The sequence below is a fragment of the Lelliottia nimipressuralis genome, assembly GCF_004402045.1.
Taxonomy (GTDB): Bacteria; Pseudomonadota; Gammaproteobacteria; order Enterobacterales; family Enterobacteriaceae; genus Enterobacter; species Enterobacter chinensis.
This window is the reverse complement of sequence record NZ_SOMG01000021.1, coordinates 264,368-288,318: the sequence shown is the minus strand read 5'-3', so window position 1 is coordinate 288,318 and position 23,951 is coordinate 264,368. Positions and strand designations below refer to the sequence as shown.

Sequence of the window (23,951 nt, the reverse complement as noted above, 5' to 3'; positions counted from 1 at the left end):
TCAGGCGCATGACTCGAAATAGCTGTCCGTGTCTTTTATGTAAAGATCGTTCTGACACAGATGCTGGATTTGACCAGGCTTAAAAGTAAAACGGATTTTTTGAAGCCAGGAACGTTTTATTTTGCTGGTATTGTCGCGTGATAATCCATAATCATGGATTATTTCATGAACAAAACGAATACTTTGCGCAGAAACATAGACTGGTGTTTTGGTTAGCTGAATCAGTTTACTGATCCAAATATCATCCGCGCGAGGACAGACCTTAATAAAATCTTCGTTAAAATGGAAATATTCCGGGATCATACTTTTCTTGAGCACAACGCCACCAAGGCCAGTGATGATATAGTTTTGCTCAACAACTCTCGGCACGGTTATAAGCGGAAAATTACGATAGGTATCAAGGAGTTCTTTCTTCTTCTTTACTGTTTCACGCACGCGTGCAGCAACGACATATTCCTGATTGTGGCGGTAAAAATCATCCAGCAGGGTTTCTGCCCAAACTTCGTTATAAATAGCGTCATCGTCGGCATAAATCAGAATATCGTCTTCGGTTGCTGCTTGTAGCGCCGGAAATAATTTACGATAAGGCCCGGTGTTTTTAACCCATTTAAAAACCAGGTTTGTACCCGTCTGGCGAATTTTCTGCGCCCATTCAGGTTCTTCAGTGATGCCTTCGTCACTGAGATAAGGTGTGCTGGAGACCCACACAACAATTTGATCGACCTTCTTACTCTGGTTCGCCAGTGACCACACTGTTTGCGAACAGAGATAAAGGCGCGATTTTGTTGTTGTTAAGTTAATGCTGATCATCGAACTAAATGTGCTCCAGGAAATAAAAAAGACCCTATAAATACAGATAAAACTGATTTTATAAGTAGGCGCATCATAACACTTAGAGGATCAGATGTAACCCCGCTGACTTAGCAGAAAATGGCAAGAATGGGACTTACGGCAATAATTGCTGTTCAGAAAAGAGGAGCGTGGTGGATATTGCGGAGTAATAAGACCCCGATGATTCGGGGTCTTATTAGATACTTTAATGATTCTGATTGATCAGTTCAAACGCACTGGCATACCGGAGCGGTTCTGAACGGCCTGATCAACAATCGCCGTTTCTACGTCAGGCTGAGAGGTCACCGACTGCACCGCGCTGTTCAGCGTAACCGGCACGATTTCGTTGTTGTTGATCTGGTCTTCGCTGGTGGACAGCGGGTTGTGCACTTCGATGTAACGGCTGCCGTCTGGCTCAGACGTCGCCTTCACCGGTTCGTTGATGAACTGCACACGCGTACCGACCGGCACGTTTTCGAACAGGAACTTGATGTCGTCGTTACGCAGACGCACGCAGCCGTGGCTTACGCGCAGGCCGATACCGAAGTTAGCGTTGGTGCCGTGAATAGCATACAGACGGCCAATGTACAGCGCGTACAGACCCATTGGGTTATCCGGGCCTGCCGGAACAACGGCTGGCAGCGGTTCACCCGCGGCAATGTATTCCGCGTGCATTTTGGCAGTCGGCGTCCAGGTAGGACCCGCTTTCTTACGCTCAACTTTGGTCGTCCAGTTCATTGGGGTGTCTTTACCCAACTGGCCGATACCAATTGGCAGCACGATAACGGTGTTGGTGCCTTTCGGATAGTAATACAGACGCATTTCCGCGCTGTTAATCACGATACCTTCGTGAACGGTATCTGGCAGGATTAGCTGCTGAGGAATATTCAGCACGGTACCCGCTTTCGGCAGATACGGGTCAACACCCGGGTTCGCTTCCAGCATGTTAGACAGGCCCAGCTGGTACTGCGCAGCGAAATACTCGAGTGGCTGAGAGTTACCTTCAGGAACTGTTACCACCTGGTTTTGACCCACCAGACGGCTACCGTCTGTTGGCAGCGGATAAGTCACCGCAGACGCGGTCTTACAAAAACCTACTACGGCTAACGCCGCCGCAAAAAGCGTTGTTAATTTCATGTTCATGTTATGCGAGGTATCTGAGCCACTCTGGCGATTAGTTGAATAAGTCTGAATCTGTGATGGGAGCGCATTATATGTGCATTCCCGCTAACAGGGAATTCAGATGTGTACGAAATCACACTTTTTTCGATTTTGTTAAAGTTTAGTGGAGAGCCGCAACACGGGATCTCAATTCGGAATTGTGGCATAATGCCGTGTTTATCACATTTTTCGCAGGAATCTCCCCGTGTTAGTTACCAGCAACGTCACTATGCAGTTTGGCAGTAAGCCGCTGTTCGAAAACATTTCCGTCAAATTTGGCGGCGGCAACCGTTACGGCCTGATTGGTGCCAACGGTAGCGGTAAATCCACCTTTATGAAGATCCTCGGCAGCGATTTAGAGCCGACTCTTGGCAACGTATCGCTCGATCCTAACGAGCGCATCGGTAAGCTGCGTCAGGATCAGTTCGCCTTCGAAGAGTTCACCGTGCTTGATACGGTGATCATGGGACACGGAGAGCTGTGGGAAGTGAAGCAGGAGCGCGATCGTATTTACGCCCTGGCTGAAATGAGCGAAGAAGATGGCTACAAAGTGGCCGATCTTGAAGTGCTGTACGGTGAGATGGACGGTTACTCTGCTGAATCTCGTGCGGGTGAGCTGCTGCTGGGCGTGGGTATTCCTGTTGAACAGCATTACGGCCCGATGAGCGAAGTCGCGCCAGGCTGGAAGCTGCGTGTGCTGCTGGCTCAGGCGCTGTTCTCTAACCCGGACATTCTGCTGCTCGATGAACCGACGAACAACCTGGACATCGACACCATCCGCTGGCTGGAGCAGACGCTGAACGACCGCGACAGCACCATGATCATCATCTCGCACGACCGTCACTTCCTGAACATGGTCTGTACGCACATGGCGGATCTGGACTACGGCGAGCTGCGCGTGTACCCGGGCAACTACGACGAATACATGACGGCGGCCACCCAGGCGCGCGAGCGTCTGCTGGCCGACAACGCCAAGAAGAAAGCGCAGATTGCTGACCTGCAATCCTTCGTCAGCCGCTTCAGCGCCAACGCCTCTAAATCACGTCAGGCGACCTCGCGCGCCCGTCAGATTGACAAGATCAAGCTCGACGAAGTCAAAGCCTCCAGCCGTCAGAACCCGTTCATCCGCTTCGAGCAGGACAAAAAACTGTTCCGTAACGCGCTGGAAGTGGAAGCCCTGGCAAAAGGTTTTGAAAACGGCCCGCTGTTTAAAAAATTCAACCTGCTGTTGGAAGTCGGAGAGAAGATTGCCATTCTGGGTGCCAACGGCGTGGGTAAATCCACCATGCTGAAAACCCTGGTCGGCGAACTGCAGCCGGACCACGGCACCGTGAAGTGGTCTGAAAACGCGCAAATCGGTTACTACGCGCAGGATCACGAGTATGAGTTCGAAAACGACCTGACGGTGTTCGACTGGATGAGCCAGTGGAAGCAGGAAGGCGACGACGAGCAGGCGGTGCGCAGCATTCTCGGACGTCTGCTGTTCAGCCAGGACGACATCAAAAAGCCTGCTAAAGTGCTCTCCGGTGGTGAGAAAGGCCGTATGCTGTTCGGCAAGCTGATGATGGAAAAACCCAACATTCTGGTGATGGACGAACCGACCAACCACCTGGATATGGAATCTATCGAATCGCTGAACATGGCGCTGGAGATGTACCAGGGCACGCTGATCTTCGTCTCTCACGACCGTGAGTTTGTCAGCTCGCTGGCAACCCGCGTGATCGAAATTACGCCAGAGCGCGTGGTGGACTTCACCGGTAACTACGAAGATTACCTGCGCAGTAAAGGGATCGAAGGCTAAAAACCTTGCCCGGTGGCGCTAGCGCTTACCGGGCCTACGGGTCAGTTTGTAGGCCGGGTAAGGCGAAGCCGCCACCCGGCAATGTTCAGAGCATCCACTCTTCCCCTTCAACCCCATTCACCAGCAGCTTGCGTTTTTCCCCCGCCGGTAACGACACCTTCAGCGCTTTCCACGCCGGACGATAATCCCCGCGCGCGTTCACCTTCAGGTTAATGGTTGCCCCGTCGCACACCATTTCCCATTCCACCCACAGCGCATTGCCGTTCTGGTAGCCCCAGCTTTCGCCGTCATCTTCAAACAGCATGCCAGAGGTTGTTCCGACGCCTTTTACCGGGAACAGCTTCAGCTCACGGGTGTCGTCTTTTTCTGCGGATACGTGGGTGATGCGTTCGCTGAACGGCAGACCGGCACCGGCGCGCACCAGCAGAGGCAGTTTTTCCAGCGGCGCGTCGAGGACGATCGATTGCCCGCCAGCGAACCATTCGTGGGTGTAAAAATCGTACCAGCCGGTTTCGTTATCCGGCAACCAGAGGCGACGCTCGCGCTGTCCGGCCTCGACCACGCTTGCGACCAGCAGGTCACGACCCAGCAGGAAGTCATCACACTCTTCGAATGTCTGCGCATCGTGCTCGTGGTCGAGGAAGGTCGGGCGCAGCATCGGTTCGTCGTCGGCGTGCGCCTGCCAGAGCAGGGTGTAGAGATACGGCAGCAGGCGGTAGCGCAGCTCAATTGCACCGCGAATAGCAGGGGTTACGCCCGGATACATCCACGGCTCGTTCACCGTGCAATCATCATTCCATGAGTGAATGGTAAAGCGCGGATGCATCACGCCGTTTTGCACCCAGCGCACGAACAGCTCGGCGTCCGGCTTATCTCCGGAGAACCCGCCGACGTCATGCCCGACGTTAAACAAACCGGATAAGCTCATCCCCAGCCCCATGCGGATGTTATAGCGCAGGGTCTGCCAGTTGGTGCGGTTGTCGCCGCTCCAGGTCTGAACGTAGCGCTGCATCCCGGCGCAGCCGGAGCGGGAGATCAGATACGGACGCTTCTCCGGGGCAAAGCGCTGCTGCGCTTCCAGCGAGGCGCGCATCATCAGCAGCGGCATCACCGGGCGAATATGCTTGATAGCGATCTCCTTGCCAAAGCCGTGACAGCGGGCTTCCCCGTCCCACACTTCATATTCGTTGTTGTCGTTCCAGGTGGAATCGATGCCCATCTCCAGCAGCTGCGTGGTGACGCCGTTCTGCCACCACTGCACCGTCTGCGGGTTGGTAAAGTCAAGGTGCGATCCTTCGTCATCCCAGAAGCTGGAACGTTCTGGTGCATCGGTTTCTGAATCGCGAATGAACAGGCCGCTCTCCGCCACTTCGTTATAGCGGGGATGATCCTGCAGCAGGCACGGCTTGATGTTTGCCGCAAGTCGCAGCCCCGCGTCGTGGAACGCCTGACTCATCACCTTCGGCTGCGGCACTTTGTCATGGTTCCAGTTAAAGACGTAGCGCTTGCCGTTGATCGAGGTATAGCCAGAAGAGAGCTGGAACGAGTCACACGGAATGGCGTGTTCTTCGCACAGGCGGATGAAGTTCATCAGCTGGTTTTGTGCGTCCGGCGCGTCGGTGTAATGCATAGTCGAGCCGCTGTAGCCCAGGCTCCATTTTGGCCCGAACAGCGTTTTTCCGGTCAGGCGGACGAAGGCTTTGGTGACGTCCAGCACGCGTTTGCCGGTAAAGATGTAATAATCGATATCGCCCGCTTCCGCCTGCCAGCGGCGGTAGGCGGTGTGGTAATTGTCTATCTCGTTGCCCAGATCCAGCCAGCAGCTGCTCAGGTTGTCGTAGAACAGCCCGTAGCTCACGTCGTCGCGGCGGGTGAGGGTGAACGGAATATGCTTGTACAGCGGATCGGTGCTGGCGGCGTTATAGCCCATCGCATCGAGGTTACGCATCTCGTAGCGTTTACCGTTGCGCTGCAGATCGCCCGCTTTTTCACCCAGACCGTAAAAACGCTCGTCCTTGCGACGGCTCAGGTAGTGCGCCACGCCGTCACCGTGGGCGTTGAGCAGATAAGCGCTGGTCGGACGGTCGTTGACCAGCGGCTGCCACTCGCCCGCGTCATTGCGGTAGTGCCACTCCAGCCACAGCGGCTGGTGCACGGTGACGCGCAGCTGTTCGGTTGCCACGGTTAACGTGCCGTCCTGCTGCACCAGCGTCCATGCTGGGCAGGTGAAACCGCTTAAATCGTCACGATGGCGACCTTCCCACGGCACGTCTTTTTCCGGGGCGATGCTCCAGGTGCGGTCCAGCGCCAGCTCGCCTTTGCGTTTGATCAGCACGCGGAACAGGTTCTCTTCCAGCACGTACAGGCACAGGCGGTGCTGGTTATCGACCAGCAGTTCCAGATGGTTCGCCGACTGCGTATCAAGGGTCCAGTTTTTCAGGGTTTTCATATGCAATACATCCACTATCAGGCGCGCTTGGCGCGACGTTCAGCAATAAATGCTACCAGGAAGACAGCGCCAATCAGGTCAAAGAAGCCCATGGCAATAAAGAGCGGGTTAAAGCCGATTTTGTCGGCGGTCACGCCGATTAACAGAGAGAACAGGAAGCTGGCGATCCACGCCGCCGAGCCGCGCATGCCGTTGACCGTCGCCATCTGGCCTTTATCGAACGACTCCACGACCAGGGCGCTCAGCATGCAGGAGATAATCTGGTGCCCGAAACCGCCGATGGAGATCAGCACGATGGTGATATACGGGTCGCGGGTAATGGCCACGATGCCCAGAGAGATCATCAGGAACGCGCCGGTCACGGAGCTTGCCACCACCGAGTTCACGCGGGAGCAGCCGAACCAGCGGGTATAGAGACGGGTGAGGTAGCCACTCGCGACGCTACCAAGATCGGCGGCGAGGAACGGCAGCCAGGCAAACATCGCAATTTGCTTCAGATCCATACCGTGCTCTTTGGCGAGATACAGCGGCACCCAGAAGCTCAACACCGCCCAGGCCGGTTCCGCCATAAAGGCCGGGATGGCGATACCGTAGAAACGTTTGTTTTTCGACACGGTTTTCAGCGCGGTCAGGAAGGGCAGTTTCACCGCAGGCGGTTCGTTATCCTGCTTGATAAACGCCAGCTCATCTTTACCCAGGTTCGGGTGTTGCTCCGGATTGTGGTAGAACGCCCACCACAGGATCACCCACAGCAGGGCCAGAACGCCGGTGAACATAAACGCGCCCTGCCAGCCAAACGACGCGTGCGCGAAGTAGATAATAGGCGGGGCCAGCATCGCACCGATGGAGAAGCCCACGCCCGCCCAACCGGCGGCAACAGGACGCTCTGATTTCGGGAACCATTCGCCAATCGTTTTGGCGTTCGCCGGTGTGGCGGCGGCCTCAGACGCGCCCATAAAGAAGCGCAGAATAGCGAGGTGCAGCCAGCTTCCGGCACCCGCGTGGAAAATACACATCAGCGCCCAGAGCCCGGCGCAGACCATAAAGCCAATCTTCAGACCAATCACGTCAATCAGCCAGCCGCACAGGGGCTGGAAAATGGTGTAGGCGATCTGGAAGGCGCCGACGATCCAGGAGTACTGCTCGGTGGTGATCCCGAGGCTCTCTTTCAGTTCGGGGGCGAGGATCCCGAGTGAATTTCGGGTGATGTAGTTAACGGTGACGCCAAGTAAGAACAGCACCAGCACGTACCAGCGCAGGTTCTTGATGACGCGACGGGTCTTGCTTGTCGCAACGGTATTATTGATGTCCTGACTCATTTTACTCTCCACAAGACGGACGCTAAGGGGACGGAGGTTCAGGTGTCACACAGATTTTTATGCCTTTGATTTCTATCCGTTTAGAATGCTTAAGTTGCTATACAACTAGTATGGAAGTTGTGTGACAAGTTCACCTTAAGGGAGAAAATGAGTGGGCAATAGTGGATTTTGTGCAAAATTTCTCATAAATGACCTTATCCCTCTGGCATGATGGCTTTTATGTCAGTTATTGCCTGGCAGATACGCTATGAAAAAATTTTCATTTCGCAAATGGAGCCAGATCACAAAATGGACAAAAGGCTAAAAATCACTGAAATTGCCACCCGAACGCAGCTCTCCATCAGCACCGTGTCGCGGGTTCTGGCGGGTAAAGCGAACACCAGTGAAAAAGCGCGCGCAAAGGTGCTGGCGTGCGCGCGGGAGCTGGGGGTGATGGACGGTTTGGCGGCAGGACGATTGCTGCTTAACAGCCTCGTTGTCTTTGCGCCGCAGCGGGCATTTGATGAGCGATCGGACATCTTTTACTACCGCGTGATCCAGAGCGTGGGTAAAGGGCTGGCGTCCCACGAAGTGCGGTTACGCTACTGCGCGCTGGAAGAGAACGACAGCGACGCCCAGCTTTTTCTGGCACGCATGAACGAGCCGGATACGCAGGCAGCGATTCTGCTCGGTATCGACGATCCCCATATCCACGATCTGGCGGTGGATGTGGGCAAACCCTGCATGCTGATTAACTGCCGTGACCGCCATATGCGCCTGCCGGCCGTCTCGCCGGATCATCGCGCCATTGGCGAGCGGGCGGCAGAATACCTGTTTGAGATGGGGCACCGCGAGGTCATTACGGTGCTTTGCCTGCGACGCTACACCATGGAGCAGCGCCTGTCGGGGATCCGCGATGCGTGGCAATCCCACAACCTGACGTTCAACGATAAACGCGATCTGCTGGTGGTGCCGAGCTTCAGCGCACGCGAAACGGAACATGTGGTCAGCAGCTGGCTCAGTGAAATGCAGGGGAAAGATTTGCCGACCGCGTTTCTGGTCGGCGGCGACTTTATGGCGGCGGGCACCATTAGCGCATTACAACATCACGGTCTGCGCGTACCGCAGGATATCTCGGTGATGAGCATCGACGGTTTTAACCTGGCAGCGATTCAGGATGTGCCATTAACGGCGGTGCATGTCCCGCGCGATGAGCTGGGAACGGAAGCGGTGCATATGCTTCAGCACCGGCTGATGCGCCCGGACGCGCCGGTGGGAACGTTGCTGCTTAACGGCACGCTGGCCGTGCGGGAATCGGTCCGGCGGATACGTCAGGGGAAACGACGCACCGCCGTTGAGCGGGAAGGGTTGTATGACAGTTAGACCATGCCCAGCGCGCGCTTGCCGTGGATGTTCAGGTCGGCCACGGTAAAGCGGTCCTGCCAGCTCTTTTCATAATCTTCGCGTGGGAAATCCCCCGGCGATGCGCCGGTTTCCAGCGCTTCCTTGACCTTCTTCGCGTAGGCGAGGTTTTTCTCGCACATCGGCGCGGCAGGAATGTACATCACGTTACCCCAGCCCTGCTGGTTCTCAACCGGTGCAACGGAGTGGATTACATCGCAGTGCCACCACACCGAATCACCCGCGTCCAGCGCCGGAATGCTGCTTAATGCTTCGATGAGCAGCGGGTGCCACTTCTCGGAAACCGGCAGCACGCGCCCCGGTGCCACGCCGCACAGCTCGTCTTCCGGCACGTCATCCAGCAGGGGGCGCAGCAGAATGTAGGCCATCGCCTCCGGGATGGGCACCACGTGCAGCAGCCCCTGGCCTGGGATCATATCAGACAGCGCCGTCCAGCCCTGGAAGGTGCGGAACACGGAGCATTTGGTGGTGTTATCCACGGTGTACTCTTCCACTTCAGTGCGGTGCGCGGCGTTCCACGGGTCGTATTTTTCGACGTTGCCGTCAAACACGCGGGCAAAGACCTGCTGGTAGGCCGGCAGGAGCCAGCGCTCCAGCGCGCCGGAGTCGGTATGCGCACCCAGTCCTTTCGAGGTGGTTCCTGGCGGACGGCGGCGGATACGATCCGGATAAATCACGCTCACATCCGGATTGAACCACTGCTTACCGTTACTCTCGAATGTCCATAAACGGTTCAGGAACGACTGCACCTGCGCCATCTCTTCACTCTGGCGCGCCTGCATTTGCGCCTGTGACCAGTAGATCGGGTAAATCTCCGGGCGGGAGGCGGTTAAGGTACCGAAGAAGTTATCGCCCGGACCTTTATACACCTCGTCAAACTTGTTGAGATCGAGGTAGTCGAGCATCGACTGATCCCACGCCAGGGCCTGCTCGCGCGGGAAATGACCTTTAATCACCGCGCAGCCGCGGCGTTTTACCGCTTCGCGCTGTGCGTCGGTAATGGTGCCGTTTTTCACATCGGCAAACGGAATCACCGGCCAGACGGATTCGCCTTTATTTTTAAGGGCATTGATCTCCGCCACGCGGGTGGCGATTTTATCGCTGAGCTTATTGAACACCGCCTGCACGTCGCCGATCTGCGCGCGTAACTCACGTTTTAACTGACGGATTGCCGCTTTGTGATCCGCCGGCAAGGTTTCACTGGTAAAGGTCATAACTGCCTCGCATCTTTCATTCGAAAGTAAAAGTATCTACAAGTGATACTTTAAGTTAAAAATAAGTTAATGCAAGTTTAAAAACTTGACGTGCGCCACAGGATGGAAAAGAAGAGAAGAGCCGGAGCGAGGCTCCGGCGAGGAAAGGATTACGCGTCGAACGGGGAATGGGCGTCGAGCACGGCCTGAATGACGTTCAGCGCGCCCTGATGATTGTTGTCGTCGGTGCTGTAGCGGGCGATCTCTTTGATGCTATCTGCCGCGTTGCCCATCGCAAACGAGTATTTCACCAGCTTCAGCATCTCTGCGTCATTGCCGCTGTCACCAATACCCACGCACGCCTGCGGGGAAACATTCCAGCGCTTCAGCAACCGGCTGATGCCGTTGGCTTTGTGCAGGCCAGGGATGATCAAATCGACAAAGCCGAAGCCGCTGGTGACCGGCTTCATGATGCCGTCGAGCGACACGTGCAGTTTGTCGATCAGGTTCGGGATATCGCTGTCCGGCAGGTTCAGGGAGAACTTAAACAGCACGTCGTCGATGTCGTGATAATCGCTGATGCGTTTTAAGCGGTGATAGTGTTTGGACATGAGCGCCACGAACGCGTCCGGCGCTTTATCGCTGACGTAGGCGCTCTCCAGTCCGCAGGCCACAAAGTTCAGCCCTTTGTCTTTCAGCAGTTCGCCAATGACGATTTGCGATTCATGGCGGGTCAGCTCGCCGTGGAAAATTTGCTCGCCGTGATCGAACACCAGCGCGCCGTTTTCCGCCACGAAGGAGATTTGCTCTTTCAGCTCCGGGAAGAAGGAGATGAGCTGATAATACTGGTTGCCGCTGGCGACAACGAATTCAATATTACGGGCTTTAAGCTGCTCAAACTGTGCCTGAAAGCGGTCCCGATCGTACTGCTTGGCATCATCAAGGAAAGTTCCGTCCATATCGGTGACGATAACTTTTACGGTCATACATTGCGCTCCTGGGTCACTGCGTTTTGAAACATTCTAATAACAAGGTGACGGGGAGCACAAATTTAATTTCGAATGAAAGTCAGAAAGCCGGGTGGCGGCTTCGCCTTACCCGGCCTACGGAGGGAGGAGTAGGCCCGGTAAGCGCAGCGCCACCGGGCATTTTTTTACAGCGTATGCTCTGTACGCGCAATAATATCGTCCTGCGCATCCGGCGACAGGGCGGTGAAGAACGCCGAGTAGCCCGCGACGCGCACGACCAGGTCACGATACTGGTCCGGGTGTTTCTTCGCCTCGAGCAGGGTTTCGCGAGAAACAATGTTGTACTGAATATGCCAGCCTTTATGCACCTCGAAGAAGGTGCGCAGCAGCACCATCAGCTTCTGGCGATCGCTGTCGTTTTCCAGCGTCGACGGGTTCAGCTTCTGGTTAAGCAGCACGCCGCCCAGAATCGCCTCGGTAGGCAGTTTACCCACGGAGCCGATCACCGCCGTCGGGCCGAGATGGTCCGTACCGGACGCCGGGCTTGCGCCTTCTGCCAGCGGGGTGTGCGCTTTGCGTCCGTCCGGGGTAGCCATCGTCGCCGCACCAAATGGCACGTTTGCAGAGATTGAGGATGTCCCGGCGTAGTAGTTACCGCCAATCGGGCCGCGGCCGTAGCGCGGGTTGTGGTACTGCTTCAGCTCTTCAATGTAGGTCTGATAGGCACGCGTCAGCAGCATGTCCACGCTATCGTCGTCGTTGCCGTACTTCGGCGCGCCGTTAATCAGGCGCTGACGCAGCTGCTCATGGGTCAAGCCGTCGAAGTCATCCGCCAGCGCGGCCGCCAGCTGCTGCTGACCGATTACACCCTGATCGAACACCAGTTTTTTCACCGCCGCCAGGCTGTTGCCAAGGTTGGCGATCCCCACCTGCAGGCCGGAGACCCAGTCATACTTCGCGCCGCCCTGTTTGATGCTTTTCGCGCGTTCGATGCAGTCGTCCACCAGCGCCGAGCAGAGAATATCGTGGACGTTCTCTTCCAGCATGGTATCCACCACGTACTCGATCTCGATGGATTTACGGGTGTAGTAACGGATCTGGGTATCCCAGGCAGCCATCACCTCTTCAAAGTTATCGAAGTTACCGGCAGAGAGCGCTTTCTCCTGCGGCAGGAACACCTTGCCGCTGGTGGCGTCGCGGCCGCCTTCCAGCGCGGCCAGCATCACGCGGGCGAAGTTGATAAAACTCATGCCGGTGCAGCGATAGCCCCACTTGCCGCCGACGGCGGTTTCAATGCAGCCGATGGCGGCATAGTCATAGGCGTCTTCTTTCTCGATGCCAAGCTTGATGAATTCCGGGATCACGATTTCATCATTGTTAAACGCCGGCATCCCAAAGCCGCAGCGGATCACCTGCACGCAGGCGTCGAGGAAGTCGTTGCTCATGCCCGCATGGTAACGCACGCTCAGGTTCGGCTGGGTGGAGCGCAGGCGGCCGCAGGATTCCAGAATGGCATAGGAAAGCGGGTTCACCGCGTCCATCGCCTCACCGTTCACCAGCTTCTGGCCGCCGATGGTCACGTTCTGGTACAGCGGGCTACCGGCAGAGGCTTTTGAGTGCGAGCCGGAGCGGATCTTGTTTACTTCCAGCAGCTTCAGCCAGCAGCTGTGCAGCAGCTCGATGGCGTGCTCGCGGTCGAGGCTCTGGTTCAGCTCCACGTCGCGGCGGTAGAACGGATAGAGATACTGGTCCATCCGGGCAAACGACACAGAGTGGCCGTTGGACTCAATCTGCAGGATCAGCTGGATGAAGTAGCACAGCTGCAACGCCTGCCAGAAGGTTTTTGGCGGCTCATGGGCAATCACGTCGCAGTTTTCCGCCATGGCCAGCAGTTCGTCGCGACGGCTTTCGCGGGTTTCGGTGGAGGCCATTTCACGCGCCAGGTCGGCAAAGCGTTTGATGTGCAGGCTCACCGCGTCCAGCACGATATCAATTGCTTTCAGGAACTGGTCGCCGTGCAGGTCTTCCAGCACCGTCAGGTTGATGCGCGAGCGGCGTTCGGCCACCTTGGCGCGCAGGCCGTCGAGACCTTTCTCCAGCACCAGCGGGAAGTTAACTGCCAGGTGCGCATCGCCGGAGGTCATATTGCCTTCGGCTTTGATAATGCCGGTTTCCAGCAGGCCTTTCTGCTCGTCGGTGAACATGCCGTAGCAGCGATCCTGTACCGTCTGGCCGCGCCACCACGGGCAAATCGCATGCAGAACGCGCTTATTCTCTTCGCTCACCGCAAAACCCGCGCCCGGACGGTCGGCCAGATCGTCGATCTCTTTCTCAATCCAGGAGACGGTGTATTCCGGGAAGATTGGCGCGGCGCGCACTTCGCTTGCCTGGTTACCGATGATGAGCTCATCGTGTTTGATCCAGATGGTACGCTCAGCCAGGTGGTGCGCCAGCGCCAGGGCACGACGCACCGGGATCGGTTTGTCCATGTGCTGCTGATACATTTCGGTGTAATGCTGCGCGCGCTCGGTACAGACCGGCGGCTTGACGATATGTACGAGGGCCGTTTTGTGCGCTTTAATGCGCTCGCTGAGGGTGTTGAGATTCAGGGTTGTCATAAGTTTATCCTCGTAAGGTCGCAGTTAACCCTTTCTGGCAGGCGTACTGCTGCGCGAAGTCCAGCAGGGCAGGGTTATCCAGCGGTTTGTCAGGGGCAGAGTAGGGTTGGCCGAGCAGGGTGTACTTGTTCATGCCCAGCGTGTGGTATGGCAGAAAATGAATATCGTCGACGCCGAGTTCGTCGGCAGCGAAATTGGTAATGGCGGTTACGGACGCTTCATCGGCGTTAAAGCCCTGGATCAGCGGCACGCGGATGGTGATTTTTTTCCCGACCGCGGCAAGGCGTTTCAGGTTGTCCAGGATCCGCTTAGCCGAACCGTCCGTCCACTGCTTGAACACCTCACCGTCCACGTGCTTCAGGTCGGCGAGGAACAGGTCGACGTACGGTAAAGAGGGCTCGATATAGCGCCACGGGACGTGAAGACAGGTTTCAACCGCGGTATGGATACCTTGCTCATGACTGGCTTTAAACAGGGCATGTGCAAGCTCCGGGTTCATAAAGGGCTCGCCACCCGAGAGGGTGATCCCGCCGCCGCTGCGATCGTAAAAGGGCTTGTCGCGCAGCACGGTTGCCATAATGTCTTCCACCTGCTGCGCTTCACCGCAGACGGTGAGCGCCTGCGTCGGGCAGCAGTCGGTGAGGGCGTTGAGCGTGGCGTCATCAAGCTTCTCACGGTGAATGACCAGCCCGTTCAGCGCGCGTTCGATACAGCCCGGTGCCGCCTGCTGGCACAAGTCGCAGCCGTCCAGGCACAGACGCGCATCAAACAGCACGTCCCGGCTGCGGGAGCGGCTTTCCGGGTTCTGGCACCAGCGACAGCCCAGCGAGCAGCCTTTCAGGAACACCACGGTACGAATACCGGGGCCATCGTGGGTAGAGTAACGCTGAATATTGAAGATCATGATTTCGCCTCTCATCTTGCATATGAAGATTAAATTACTTTCTAATGAAAGTTATCTTGATGCAGGTCAACTCTTGAGCAGGTTTTGTCGTGATAGGGTAAGTGCAGGCTAATTTTGAGGGTGACATCATGGAACTTTATCTCGACACATCTGACGTTGCGGCAGTCAAAAAGCTGGCGCGTATTTTTCCGCTGGCAGGCGTGACTACCAACCCAAGCATTGTGGCGGCTGGTAAAACGCCGCTGGACGAGCTGCTGCCGGCGTTGCACGACGCGCTGGGCGGCAAAGGCCGTCTGTTCGCTCAGGTGATGGCGACTACCGCGGAAGGTATGGTGGAAGATGCGCGTAAGCTGCGCGCCATCATTAACGATCTGGTGGTGAAAGTGCCGGTGAGCGCAGAAGGGCTGGCGGCAATCAAGATGCTGAAAGCAGAAGGGATCCCGACGCTGGGCACGGCAGTGTATGGCGCAGCCCAGGGGATGCTGTCGGCGCTGGCGGGCGCAGAGTATGTTGCCCCATACGTTAACCGCGTGGACGCGCAGGGCGGGGACGGGATCCAGACCGTAGTGGAATTACAGCAGCTGCTGACGCTGCATGCCCCGCAGTCAAAAGTGCTGGCCGCGAGTTTTAAAACCCCGCGTCAGGCGCTGGACTGCCTGCTGGCAGGCTGTGAGTCTATTACGCTGCCGCTGGACGTGGCGCAGCAGTTTATTACATCACCCGCCGTGGATGCGGCGATTGTGAAGTTTGAGCAGGACTGGCAGGGGGCGTTTGGACGGACGTCTATCTGATGCTGTTGCCGGGTGGCGCTGACGCTTACCCGGCCTACGTTCGAGCCGCTGTAGGTCGGGTAAGGCGAAGCCGCCACCCGACTTTTTTACTGGCTGCAAACCTCACATCCCGGATTACGCATCAGCTTCATCTCGCGGAACTGGCAGGTCATCGCGTCGTACATCACGATTTTCCCCGCCGCTGGCGTACCGTAATGTGCCAGAACCTTGATCGCTTCCATCGCCTGCAGTGAGCCAATCACGCCGACCAATGGCGCCATCACGCCTGCCTCGACGCAGGTCAGCGCATTTTCGCCAAACAGACGGCTCAGGCAGCGGTAGCAGGGTTCACCCTCAGCGTACGTGAAGACGCTAATTTGCCCCTCCATGCGGATCGCCGCCCCGGAAACCAGCGGCGTTTTATGGGCAAAACAGCCCGCGTTTAGCTGATTGCGGATAGCCACGTTGTCGGTGCAGTCGAGCACCAGATCGTGCAGGGCAATCTGCGCGAACAGCGCGTCGTCATCCAGCATCGCGTCAATCAGGGTGAATTCACAATTAGGGTTGATGCGGGCCAGCGCCGCGCGGGCAGAGTCCACCTTCGGCTGGCCAACCGTCGCGTCGCTGTGCAGCGTCTGGCGCTGCAGGTTAGACACCGACACGGTATCAAAATCCAGCAGCGTCATCCTGCCCACGCCCGCCGCAGCGAGGTACTGCGCGGCGGCGCAGCCCAGACCGCCCAGGCCGACGACCAGCACGCTCGCTGCCTTAAGCGCTTCCTGGCCCTCGAAGTCAAACCCGCGCAGCACAATCTGGCGGTTGTAGCGCATCATCTCCTGGTCGCTCAGCTCCACCGTCATGTCAGCCTCCGAACAGGTGGTTAAAGCGCTCGATGTCAACCCATTCGCCCGCTTCCACGTTGCCGCGCTCGCGCTCCAGCACGATAAAGCAGTTGCCCTGGCTGAAGGAGCTGAAAATATGTGAGCCCTGATGCCCGGTGGTGCTCACTTCGAGCTCACCGTCCGCGTTGCGCGCCAGAATGCCGCGCTGGAAATCAATACGGCCCGGTGATTTTTTCAGGCGCGTGGCGGCACGCACGCGCTGGCGTTCCGGTAGCGGGCTGGCACGGTTGCCGGAAAGCTTCGCCAGCAGCGGGATCACCAGCTGGTAGAAGGTGAGTGCCGCAGAGACCGGGTTACCCGGCAGGCCGCAGAACCAGCTGTGCGTGAGCTTACCAAAGGCGAACGGTTTGCCCGGCTTGATAGCCAGCTTCCAGAAGGCGATTTCGCCCAGCTCTTCAAGAATGGTTTTGGTGTAATCCGCTTCGCCAACCGATACGCCACCCGAGCTGATGACCACGTCTGCAGCCTTATCCGCCTCGATAAACGCGGCGCGCAGTTTTTCCGGATCGTCAGGAATGATGCCGAGGTTAATCACGTCGCAGCCCAGCTGCTCCAGCATCAGGTGTACCGCCAGGCGGTTGGTGTCGTAAATCTGGCCGTCCTGCAGCGGCTGCCCTGGAAGCTGCAGTTCGTCGCCGGTGGAGAAAACGGCGACGCGCACCTTACGGATAACGTCGATTTCAGCGATGCCGAGGGAGGCCAGCACGGGCAGTTCACCTACCGTCAGCTTCTGTCCGGCGGCAAAGACCGTTGCGCCAAGCGTGATATCTTCGCCCGTGCGGCGGATGTTCTGGCCCGCTTTAACGTTCGCGGTAAAACGCACGCCGTCGTCGGTCTGTTCGGTCTCTTCCTGCATTACTACGGCGTCGCAGCCAGCCGGAACCGGCGCGCCGGTCATGATACGCACGCAGGTGCTCGCAGGCCATTCACCGCTAAACGGCTGACCGGCAAAGGCTTTACCTGCCACAGGCAGGGCGTTACCCGTCTGGAGATCCGCCAGTCGCACCGCATAACCGTCCATCGCTGAGTTATCGAATCCCGGCACGTTAAGCGGAGAGACGATATCGCGCGCGGCAATACGCCCAAAACAGCGCACGAGGGGCAGCGTCTCAACGTCCTGCAGCGGAGAAAGTCGGTCAAGCATCTGCGTGAGTGCCGTCTCAAGCGGCATCAGTCCGGCGGTAAAATCCATGGTGGGCTCCTGCACAGTAACAACGAAAGCGCTCATTATGGCAGAAAAGTGCGGCTAACTGTATGACCCGATGGGTGTACGCTTTACATCACAGTTGCGTCTTTCTATATTCAAAAATCATCTGAAGTTTCATCGACGATAATGATATTTATAGAAAAAGCCGCAAATCAGGCTAACGGGTGATGCGAATGGTTAATGCGGTAATCGCTATTCATGGTGGCGCCGGGGCAATCACCCGAGCACAGCTCAGTCCCGAGCAGGAAAAGCGTTACATTGACGCGCTGTACGCCATTGTCGAAACGGGCCAGAAAATGCTGGAGGCGGGCGAAAGCGCGCTGGATGTGGTTACCGAGGCGGTGCGGCTGCTGGAAGAGTGTCCGTTATTTAATGCGGGGATCGGTTCGGTCTTTACCCGGGATGAAACGCACGAGCTGGATGCCTGCGTGATGGACGGTATCACCCTGAAAGCGGGGGCCGTGGCGGGCGTTAGTCGCCTGCGTAATCCTGTGCTGGCGGCGCGTCTGGTAATGGAAGAGAGCCCGCACGTGCTGCTCACGGGCGCTGGCGCAGAGCGGTTCGCCTTCGAACACGGGATGGAATCGGTATCCCCCGATCTTTTTTCCACGGAAGAGCGCTACCAGCAGCTGCTGGAGGCCCGTTCGGCGGGCATGACGCAGCTTGACCACAGCGCGCCGCTGGATGAAACCACCAAAATGGGCACGGTCGGCGCGGTGGCGCTCGATAAAGCAGGCAACCTTGCGGCGGCGACGTCAACGGGCGGCATGACCAACAAGCTGCCCGGACGCGTCGGCGACAGCCCGCTGCCGGGGGCCGGATGTTATGCCAATAACGCGACGGCGGCGGTGTCGTGTACCGGCACCGGGGAAGTGTTTATTCGCACCCTCGCGGCCTATGACATCACCGCGCTGATGGACTACGGCGGTTTGAGCCTCAGTGAAGCCTGCGAGCGGGTGGTGATGGAGAAACTGCCTGCCCTGGGCGGCGTCGGCGGACTCATTGCGGTGGATCGCGAGGGCAACGTGGCCCTGCCGTTTAACAGCGAAGGGATGTATCGCGCCTGGGGATATGCCGGCGATGAGCCGAGCACGGGGATCTATCGTGAATAAGGGGGCAACGCGTGCCGCACAGTGAAGAGCTGGACAACCGCGAGGTGCTGGCTGTCCATCAACTGAATATTGCGTTTCAGGAAGAGCGGCAGTTCATCCCCGCAGTACAGAATTTATCGTTCTCGCTCAGGCGCGGCGAGACGCTGGCGATTGTTGGCGAGTCTGGCTCCGGTAAATCGGTTACCGCGCTGGCGCTGATGCGCCTGCTGGAGCAGACGGGCGGGCAAATCAGCAGCGAAAAAATGCTCCTGCGCCGCCGCAACCGTCAGGTCATTGATTTAAATGAGCTGAGCGGCTCGCAGATGCAGGGCGTTCGCGGGGCGGATATTGCCATGATCTTCCAGGAACCGATGACGTCCCTGAATCCGGTGTTCCCGGTGGGGGAACAAATTGCCGAGTCCATCCGCCTGCATCAGGGGCTGAGCGGCGATGAGGCGCTCAGTGAAGCCAGACGGATGCTGGAGCTGGTGCGCATTCCGGAAGCGCAGGCCATTCTTGGGCGCTACCCGCATCAGCTTTCCGGCGGCATGCGCCAGCGGGTGATGATTGCCATGGCGCTCTCCTGCCGTCCGGCGGTGCTGATCGCCGATGAACCGACGACGGCGCTGGACGTGACGATTCAGGCGCAAATCCTGCAGCTCATCAAAGTGCTGCAGCAGGAGATGGAGATGGGGGTGATATTCATCACCCACGATATGGGCGTGGTCGCCGATATCGCCGATCGCGTGCTGGTCATGCACAAGGGCAACGCGGTGGAAACCGGCCCGGTTGAGCAGATTTTTCACGCGCCCATCCATCCTTATACCAAAGCACTGCTGGCGGCGGTCCCGCGTCTTGGGGCCATGAACGGCCGTGATTTGCCGCGCCGCTTCCCGCTGATTTCTCTTGATGCGACGGGGCAGGAGGAGGACGAACGCGAGCAGGACACCGTGGTGCCGGGTAAGCCCATTCTGGAAGTGCGCGATCTGGTCACCCGTTTCCCGCTGCGCAGCGGCGTGTTGAATCGCGTGAAGCGCGAAGTGCATGCGGTGGAGAACGTCAGTTTTGATTTATGGCCGGGCGAAACGCTGGCGCTGGTGGGGGAGTCCGGCTGCGGTAAGTCCACCACCGGGCGCGCGTTGCTCCGTCTGGTGGAATCACAGGAAGGCAGTATTACCTTTAACGGTGAACGCATTGATACCCTTCCGGACAGCAAGCTGCAGGCGGTGCGGCGGGATATTCAGTTTATTTTTCAGGATCCGTATGCCTCCCTCGACCCGCGCCATACGGTGGGGTACTCGATCATGGAGCCGCTGCGGGTACATAACCTGCTCGACGGCGAGGCGGCACAGCGTCGCGTGGCCTGGCTGCTGGAGCGCGTTGGCCTGAAGCCGGAGCACGCATGGCGTTATCCGCACGAGTTTTCCGGCGGACAGCGGCAGCGTATCTGCATCGCCCGCGCGCTGGCGCTGAACCCGAAAGTGGTGATCGCCGATGAATCCGTTTCGGCGCTGGATGTCTCTATCCGGGCGCAAATCATCAACTTATTGCTCGATTTACAGCGGGATATGGGCATCGCTTTTCTGTTTATCTCGCACGATATGGCGGTGGTCGAGCGCATCAGCCATCGCGTGGCGGTGATGTTCATGGGGCAGATCGTGGAGATCGGGCCGCGAAGAGCGGTGTTTGAGAACCCACAGCATCCGTACACCCGCAAGCTTATTGCGGCGGTTCCGGTTGCCGATCCGGCGCATCGTCACGGCCAGCGCGTGCTGCTGCAGGATGAAATGCCGAGCAATATTCGTAAACGCGGCGAGGCCGTGGAGCGTGTCACGCTGCGCGAGGTCGGGCCGGGGCATTTTGTGGCGCCTCCGCGTCAGGACAACGCCTTTTCGCGGCTATAACTTACAACAGGCAGGAGAACACAATGGTTACATTTGTAGCGCGTAGATGGTTGTTAGCCGCGAGCGTGACGGCAGCCCTGGCCGCTGCCCCCGCGTTCGCTGCCAAAGATGTGGTGGTCGCCGTCGGCTCTAATTTCACCACGCTCGATCCGTATGACGCCAACGACACGCTGTCGCAGGCGGTGGCGAAATCTTTCTACCAGGGGCTTTTTGGCCTGGATAAAGAGATGAAGCTGAAAAATGTGCTGGCGGAGGGATACACCGTCTCCGACGACGGGCTGGTGTATACCATTAAGCTCAGAACCGGCGTGAAGTTCCAGGACGGTACCGATTTCAACGCGGAAGCGGTGAAGGTTAACCTCGATCGCGCCAGCAATCCGGAAAATAGCCTCAAGCGCTATAACCTGTATAAAAACATCGCCAGCACCGAGGTGGTTGACCCGACGACGGTAAAAATCACCCTGAAAGAGCCGTTCTCCGCGTTTATCAATATTCTGGCGCATCCGGCAACGGCGATGATTTCTCCTGCCGCGCTGAAAAAATACGGTAAAGAGATTGGTTTCCACCCGGTGGGTACCGGCCCGTATGAACTGGTGACCTGGAATCAGACCGACTTTGTGAAGGTGAAGAAATTCAGCGGCTACTGGCAGCAGGGGCTGCCGAAGCTGGACACCATCACCTGGCGTCCGGTGGTGGATAACAACACCCGCGCGGCGATGCTGCAAACCGGCGAAGCGCAGTTTGCCTTCCCGATCCCGTATGAGCAGGCCGCGATTCTGCAGAAAAACAGCAAGCTGGAGCTGGTCGCCAGCCCGTCGATCATGCAGCGCTACATCAGCATGAACGTTACGCAAAAGCCGTTTGATAACCCGAAGGTGCGTGAGGCCATCAACTACGCCATTAACCGCCAGGCGCTGGTGAAAGTGGCCTTCGCAGGCTATGCCACTCCGGCCACCGGCGTGCTGCCGCCGGCTATCGCGTATGCCCAGAGCTATCAGCCGTGGCCGTACGATCCGGCCAAAGCGCGCGAGCTGCTGAAAGAGGCAGGCTTCCCGAACGGGTTTAGCACCACGCTGTGGTCGTCGCATAATCACAGTACTGCGCAGAAGGTGCTGCAGTTCACCCAGCAGCAGCTGGCGCAGGTGGGTATTAAGGCGCAGGTCACCGCGATGGATGCCGGGCAACGTGCGGCAGAAGTGGAAGGGAAAGGGCAGAAAGAGAGCGGCGTGCGGATGTTCTACACCGGCTGGTCGGCCTCCACCGGCGAAGCCGACTGGGCGCTGTCGCCGCTGTTTGCCTCGCAGAACTGGCCGCCAACCCTGTTCAATACCGCATTCTACAGTAACCCGCAGGTGGACAAAGACCTGGCCGATGCGCTGAAAACCACCAAATCGGAAGAGAAGGCACGCCTCTACAAAGACGCTCAGGACATTATCTGGAAAGAGTCACCGTGGGTGCCGCTGGTGGTGGAGAAACTGGTGTCAGCCCATAACAAAGCGTTGACCGGGTTTTACATCATGCCGGACACCGGCTTTAGTTTTGACGATGCGGATTTAAAATAAACCTCATGCTGAATTATGTTTGTAAACGCCTGCTGGGGCTTATCCCGACGCTGCTGATTGTGGCGGTCCTGGTGTTTTTGTTTGTCCATATGCTGCCAGGCGATCCGGCGCGTCTGATTGCAGGACCAGAAGCGGACGCCACCGTCATTGACCTGGTACGTAAACAGCTTGGCCTCGACCAGCCGCTGTATATCCAGTTCCTCCATTATATTTGCAACGTTTTGCAGGGTGACTTTGGTATCTCCATGGTGTCACGTCGCCCGGTGTCGGAGGAGATTGCCAGCCGCTTTATGCCAACGTTTTGGTTGACGATTGCCAGTATGAGCTGGGCGGTCGTGTTTGGGCTTGGCGCCGGGATTGTCGCAGCCGTCTGGCGCAACCGCTGGCCGGACAAGCTCGGTATGGCGCTGGCGGTGACCGGTATCTCTTTCCCGGCGTTCGCGCTGGGGATGCTGCTGATGCAGATCTTCTCCGTCGAACTGGGCTGGCTGCCAACCGTCGGGGCCGATACCTGGAAGCATTACATTCTGCCTTCGATGACGCTGGGGGCTGCCGTTTCGGCGGTGATGGCCCGCTTCACCCGCGCCTCGTTCGTTGACGTGCTGAGCGAGGATTATATTCGCACCGCGCGGGCGAAAGGGGTCAGCGAGAAGTGGGTCATTCTGAAACACGGGTTTCGCAATGCGATGATCCCGGTGGTGACAATGATGGGGCTGCAGTTTGGCTTCCTGCTGGGTGGCTCTATCGTCGTGGAAAAGGTCTTCAACTGGCCGGGGCTGGGACGCCTGCTGGTCGATTCCGTCGAGATGCGCGACTACCCGGTCATTCAGGCGGAAGTCCTGCTTTTCTCGCTGGAGTTTATTCTTATCAACTTAGTGGTGGACGTGCTTTACGCCGCCATTAACCCGGCCATCAGGTATAAGTAAGATGCGATTGTTGAACTGGCGACGTCAGGCCGTTTTAAACGCTATGCCGGGGCTCAAACCGGAACATATCCGCACGCCGTGGTCTGAATTCTGGCGGCGTTTTCGCCGTCAGCCGGTCGCGATGACGGCGGGGCTGTTTGTGCTGCTGCTGATCGCACTGGCGATCGTTGCGCCGTGGGTAGCGCCGTTTGATGCGGAAAACTATTTTGACTACGACCGTCTGAACGACGGACCCTCGATGCTGCACTGGTTCGGCGTGGACTCCCTCGGGCGCGATATCTTCAGCCGCGTGCTGGTTGGGGCGCAGATCTCCCTTGCCGCCGGGGTTTTCGCGGTGCTGATCGGCGCGGCCATCGGTACCGTGCTGGGTCTGGTTGCCGGGTATTACGAAGGCTGGTGGGACCGCATTATCATGCGCATCTGCGACGTGCTGTTTGCCTTTCCCGGCATTCTGCTGGCGATTGCGGTGGTGGCAATAATGGGCAGCGGCATGGCGAACGTCATCATCGCGGTGGCGGTCTTTTCGATTCCGGCGTTTGCGCGTCTGGTACGCGGCAACACGCTGGTGCTGAAGCAGCAAACCTTTATCGAATCTGCCCGCAGTATGGGCGCCAGCGACGCCACAATCCTGTTCAGCCATATTCTGCCGGGTACGGTGTCGTCCATCGTGGTCTATTTCACCATGCGTATTGGTGTTTCGATAATCTCGGCGGCCAGCCTGTCATTTCTGGGACTAGGCGCGCAGCCACCAACACCGGAATGGGGGGCGATGCTGAACGAGGCGAGGGCGGATATGGTGATTGCGCCGCACGTGGCGCTCTTCCCGAGTCTGGCGATTTTCCTGACCGTGCTGGCGTTTAACCTGCTGGGGGATGGACTGCGCGACGCGCTGGATCCGAGGATTAAGGGATAGTGCAGGGGAATGTGCCGGGTGGCGGCTACGC

At 57.7% G+C, this 23,951-nt stretch carries 17 protein-coding genes and 1 pseudogene; 8 read left to right on the top strand and 10 right to left on the bottom strand.

Annotated elements, in window-relative coordinates; genetic code table 11:
• Both E3U32_RS14375 and ldtB read right to left on the bottom strand, forming a co-directional pair.
• Entirely contained in the window at positions 1 to 810 is an 810-nt protein-coding gene (locus tag E3U32_RS14375; RefSeq protein ID WP_134349326.1) for a glycosyltransferase, read from the bottom strand.
• 243 nt (positions 811 to 1,053) lie between these two features.
• The gene (gene ldtB / locus E3U32_RS14370; RefSeq protein WP_134349325.1) at positions 1,054 to 1,974 is read right to left on the bottom strand and encodes a L,D-transpeptidase; all 921 of its coding nucleotides are present in this window, start codon (positions 1,972 to 1,974) and stop codon (positions 1,054 to 1,056) included.
• Between the two features lie 223 nt (positions 1,975 to 2,197).
• Between ldtB and E3U32_RS14365 the strand changes: the two genes are divergently transcribed.
• Positions 2,198 to 3,793, top strand: coding sequence for an ABC-F family ATPase (locus tag E3U32_RS14365; RefSeq protein ID WP_134349324.1), 1,596 nt, complete (start codon positions 2,198 to 2,200; stop codon positions 3,791 to 3,793).
• Between the two features lie 85 nt (positions 3,794 to 3,878).
• Here the strand turns inward: E3U32_RS14365 and E3U32_RS14360 are convergent, their stop codons facing one another.
• The gene (locus tag E3U32_RS14360; protein WP_134349323.1) at positions 3,879 to 6,242 is read right to left on the bottom strand and encodes a glycoside hydrolase family 31 protein; all 2,364 of its coding nucleotides are present in this window, start codon (positions 6,240 to 6,242) and stop codon (positions 3,879 to 3,881) included.
• A 17-nt stretch (positions 6,243 to 6,259) separates the two neighbouring features.
• A complete protein-coding gene (locus tag E3U32_RS14355) occupies positions 6,260 to 7,561 on the bottom strand; it encodes an MFS transporter (protein WP_134349322.1) in 1,302 nt (433 codons plus the stop codon).
• A 219-nt stretch (positions 7,562 to 7,780) separates the two neighbouring features.
• Here E3U32_RS14355 and E3U32_RS14350 point away from each other — a divergent pair, with 219 nt between their 5' ends.
• Complete coding sequence (locus tag E3U32_RS14350; RefSeq protein WP_208527915.1) at positions 7,781 to 8,923, top strand: LacI family DNA-binding transcriptional regulator; 1,143 nt, start codon at positions 7,781 to 7,783, stop codon at positions 8,921 to 8,923.
• Here E3U32_RS14350 and E3U32_RS14345 read toward each other — a convergent pair.
• The 4 genes from E3U32_RS14345 to E3U32_RS14330 all read right to left on the bottom strand — a co-directional run bounded on the left by E3U32_RS14345 (position 8,920) and on the right by E3U32_RS14330 (position 14,645).
• Positions 8,920 to 10,176, bottom strand: a complete 1,257-nt coding sequence (locus tag E3U32_RS14345; protein ID WP_134349320.1) for a DUF1479 domain-containing protein — start codon at positions 10,174 to 10,176, stop codon at positions 8,920 to 8,922. The genes E3U32_RS14350 and E3U32_RS14345 overlap by 4 nt on opposite strands.
• A gap of 149 nt (positions 10,177 to 10,325) precedes the next feature.
• Positions 10,326 to 11,141: a Cof-type HAD-IIB family hydrolase gene (locus E3U32_RS14340; protein WP_134349319.1), complete on the bottom strand. Its 816-nt coding sequence runs from the start codon at positions 11,139 to 11,141 to the stop codon at positions 10,326 to 10,328.
• A gap of 167 nt (positions 11,142 to 11,308) precedes the next feature.
• Positions 11,309 to 13,741, bottom strand: coding sequence for a formate C-acetyltransferase/glycerol dehydratase family glycyl radical enzyme (locus E3U32_RS14335; protein WP_134349318.1), 2,433 nt, complete (start codon positions 13,739 to 13,741; stop codon positions 11,309 to 11,311).
• A gap of 4 nt (positions 13,742 to 13,745) precedes the next feature.
• Complete coding sequence (locus tag E3U32_RS14330) at positions 13,746 to 14,645, bottom strand: glycyl-radical enzyme activating protein (RefSeq protein ID WP_134349317.1); 900 nt, start codon at positions 14,643 to 14,645, stop codon at positions 13,746 to 13,748.
• 128 nt (positions 14,646 to 14,773) lie between these two features.
• Between E3U32_RS14330 and fsa the strand changes: the two genes are divergently transcribed.
• On the top strand, positions 14,774 to 15,436 hold the full coding sequence (fsa, locus tag E3U32_RS14325; protein WP_104949044.1) for a fructose-6-phosphate aldolase: 663 nt from the start codon (positions 14,774 to 14,776) through the stop codon (positions 15,434 to 15,436).
• A gap of 86 nt (positions 15,437 to 15,522) precedes the next feature.
• Here fsa and moeB read toward each other — a convergent pair whose 3' ends face one another.
• Complete coding sequence (moeB, locus tag E3U32_RS14320; RefSeq protein WP_134349316.1) at positions 15,523 to 16,275, bottom strand: molybdopterin-synthase adenylyltransferase MoeB; 753 nt, start codon at positions 16,273 to 16,275, stop codon at positions 15,523 to 15,525.
• Position 16,276: 1 nt separating this feature from the next.
• The gene (gene moeA, locus E3U32_RS14315; protein ID WP_134349315.1) at positions 16,277 to 17,509 is read right to left on the bottom strand and encodes a molybdopterin molybdotransferase MoeA; all 1,233 of its coding nucleotides are present in this window, start codon (positions 17,507 to 17,509) and stop codon (positions 16,277 to 16,279) included.
• A gap of 188 nt (positions 17,510 to 17,697) precedes the next feature.
• Between moeA and iaaA the strand changes: the two are divergent.
• The 5 genes and pseudogenes from iaaA to gsiD all read left to right on the top strand — a co-directional run bounded on the left by iaaA (position 17,698) and on the right by gsiD (position 23,920).
• Positions 17,698 to 18,661, top strand: a pseudogene (gene iaaA, locus E3U32_RS14310) (beta-aspartyl-peptidase).
• A complete protein-coding gene (gene gsiA / locus E3U32_RS14305) occupies positions 18,648 to 20,519 on the top strand; it encodes a glutathione ABC transporter ATP-binding protein GsiA (RefSeq protein ID WP_134349313.1) in 1,872 nt (623 codons plus the stop codon). Before iaaA ends, gsiA begins: the two are co-directional and overlap by 14 nt.
• A gap of 23 nt (positions 20,520 to 20,542) precedes the next feature.
• Positions 20,543 to 22,081: a glutathione ABC transporter substrate-binding protein GsiB gene (gene gsiB / locus E3U32_RS14300; protein WP_134349312.1), complete on the top strand. Its 1,539-nt coding sequence runs from the start codon at positions 20,543 to 20,545 to the stop codon at positions 22,079 to 22,081.
• A gap of 5 nt (positions 22,082 to 22,086) precedes the next feature.
• A complete protein-coding gene (gene gsiC / locus E3U32_RS14295; RefSeq protein WP_134349311.1) occupies positions 22,087 to 23,007 on the top strand; it encodes a glutathione ABC transporter permease GsiC in 921 nt (306 codons plus the stop codon).
• Between the two features lies 1 nt (position 23,008).
• Positions 23,009 to 23,920, top strand: a complete 912-nt coding sequence (gene gsiD, locus E3U32_RS14290; RefSeq protein WP_134349310.1) for a glutathione ABC transporter permease GsiD — start codon at positions 23,009 to 23,011, stop codon at positions 23,918 to 23,920.
• The last annotated feature ends 31 nt before the right edge of the window (positions 23,921 to 23,951 follow it).

Coding starts and splice junctions, on each gene's coding strand:
- gsiC (WP_134349311.1), top strand. CDS start 22,087: ATGCTGAATTATGTTTGTAAACGCCTGCTGGGGCTTATCCCGACGCTG.
- E3U32_RS14375 (WP_134349326.1), bottom strand. CDS start 810: ATGATCAGCATTAACTTAACAACAACAAAATCGCGCCTTTATCTCTGT.
- moeB (WP_134349316.1), bottom strand. CDS start 16,275: ATGACGGTGGAGCTGAGCGACCAGGAGATGATGCGCTACAACCGCCAG.
- ldtB (WP_134349325.1), bottom strand. CDS start 1,974: ATGAACATGAAATTAACAACGCTTTTTGCGGCGGCGTTAGCCGTAGTA.
- gsiB (WP_134349312.1), top strand. CDS start 20,543: ATGGTTACATTTGTAGCGCGTAGATGGTTGTTAGCCGCGAGCGTGACG.
- E3U32_RS14350 (WP_208527915.1), top strand. CDS start 7,781: ATGTCAGTTATTGCCTGGCAGATACGCTATGAAAAAATTTTCATTTCG.
- fsa (WP_104949044.1), top strand. CDS start 14,774: ATGGAACTTTATCTCGACACATCTGACGTTGCGGCAGTCAAAAAGCTG.
- E3U32_RS14360 (WP_134349323.1), bottom strand. CDS start 6,242: ATGAAAACCCTGAAAAACTGGACCCTTGATACGCAGTCGGCGAACCAT.
- E3U32_RS14335 (WP_134349318.1), bottom strand. CDS start 13,741: ATGACAACCCTGAATCTCAACACCCTCAGCGAGCGCATTAAAGCGCAC.
- gsiD (WP_134349310.1), top strand. CDS start 23,009: ATGCGATTGTTGAACTGGCGACGTCAGGCCGTTTTAAACGCTATGCCG.
- E3U32_RS14340 (WP_134349319.1), bottom strand. CDS start 11,141: ATGACCGTAAAAGTTATCGTCACCGATATGGACGGAACTTTCCTTGAT.
- E3U32_RS14330 (WP_134349317.1), bottom strand. CDS start 14,645: ATGATCTTCAATATTCAGCGTTACTCTACCCACGATGGCCCCGGTATT.
- moeA (WP_134349315.1), bottom strand. CDS start 17,509: ATGGATTTTACCGCCGGACTGATGCCGCTTGAGACGGCACTCACGCAG.
- E3U32_RS14355 (WP_134349322.1), bottom strand. CDS start 7,561: ATGAGTCAGGACATCAATAATACCGTTGCGACAAGCAAGACCCGTCGC.
- E3U32_RS14345 (WP_134349320.1), bottom strand. CDS start 10,176: ATGACCTTTACCAGTGAAACCTTGCCGGCGGATCACAAAGCGGCAATC.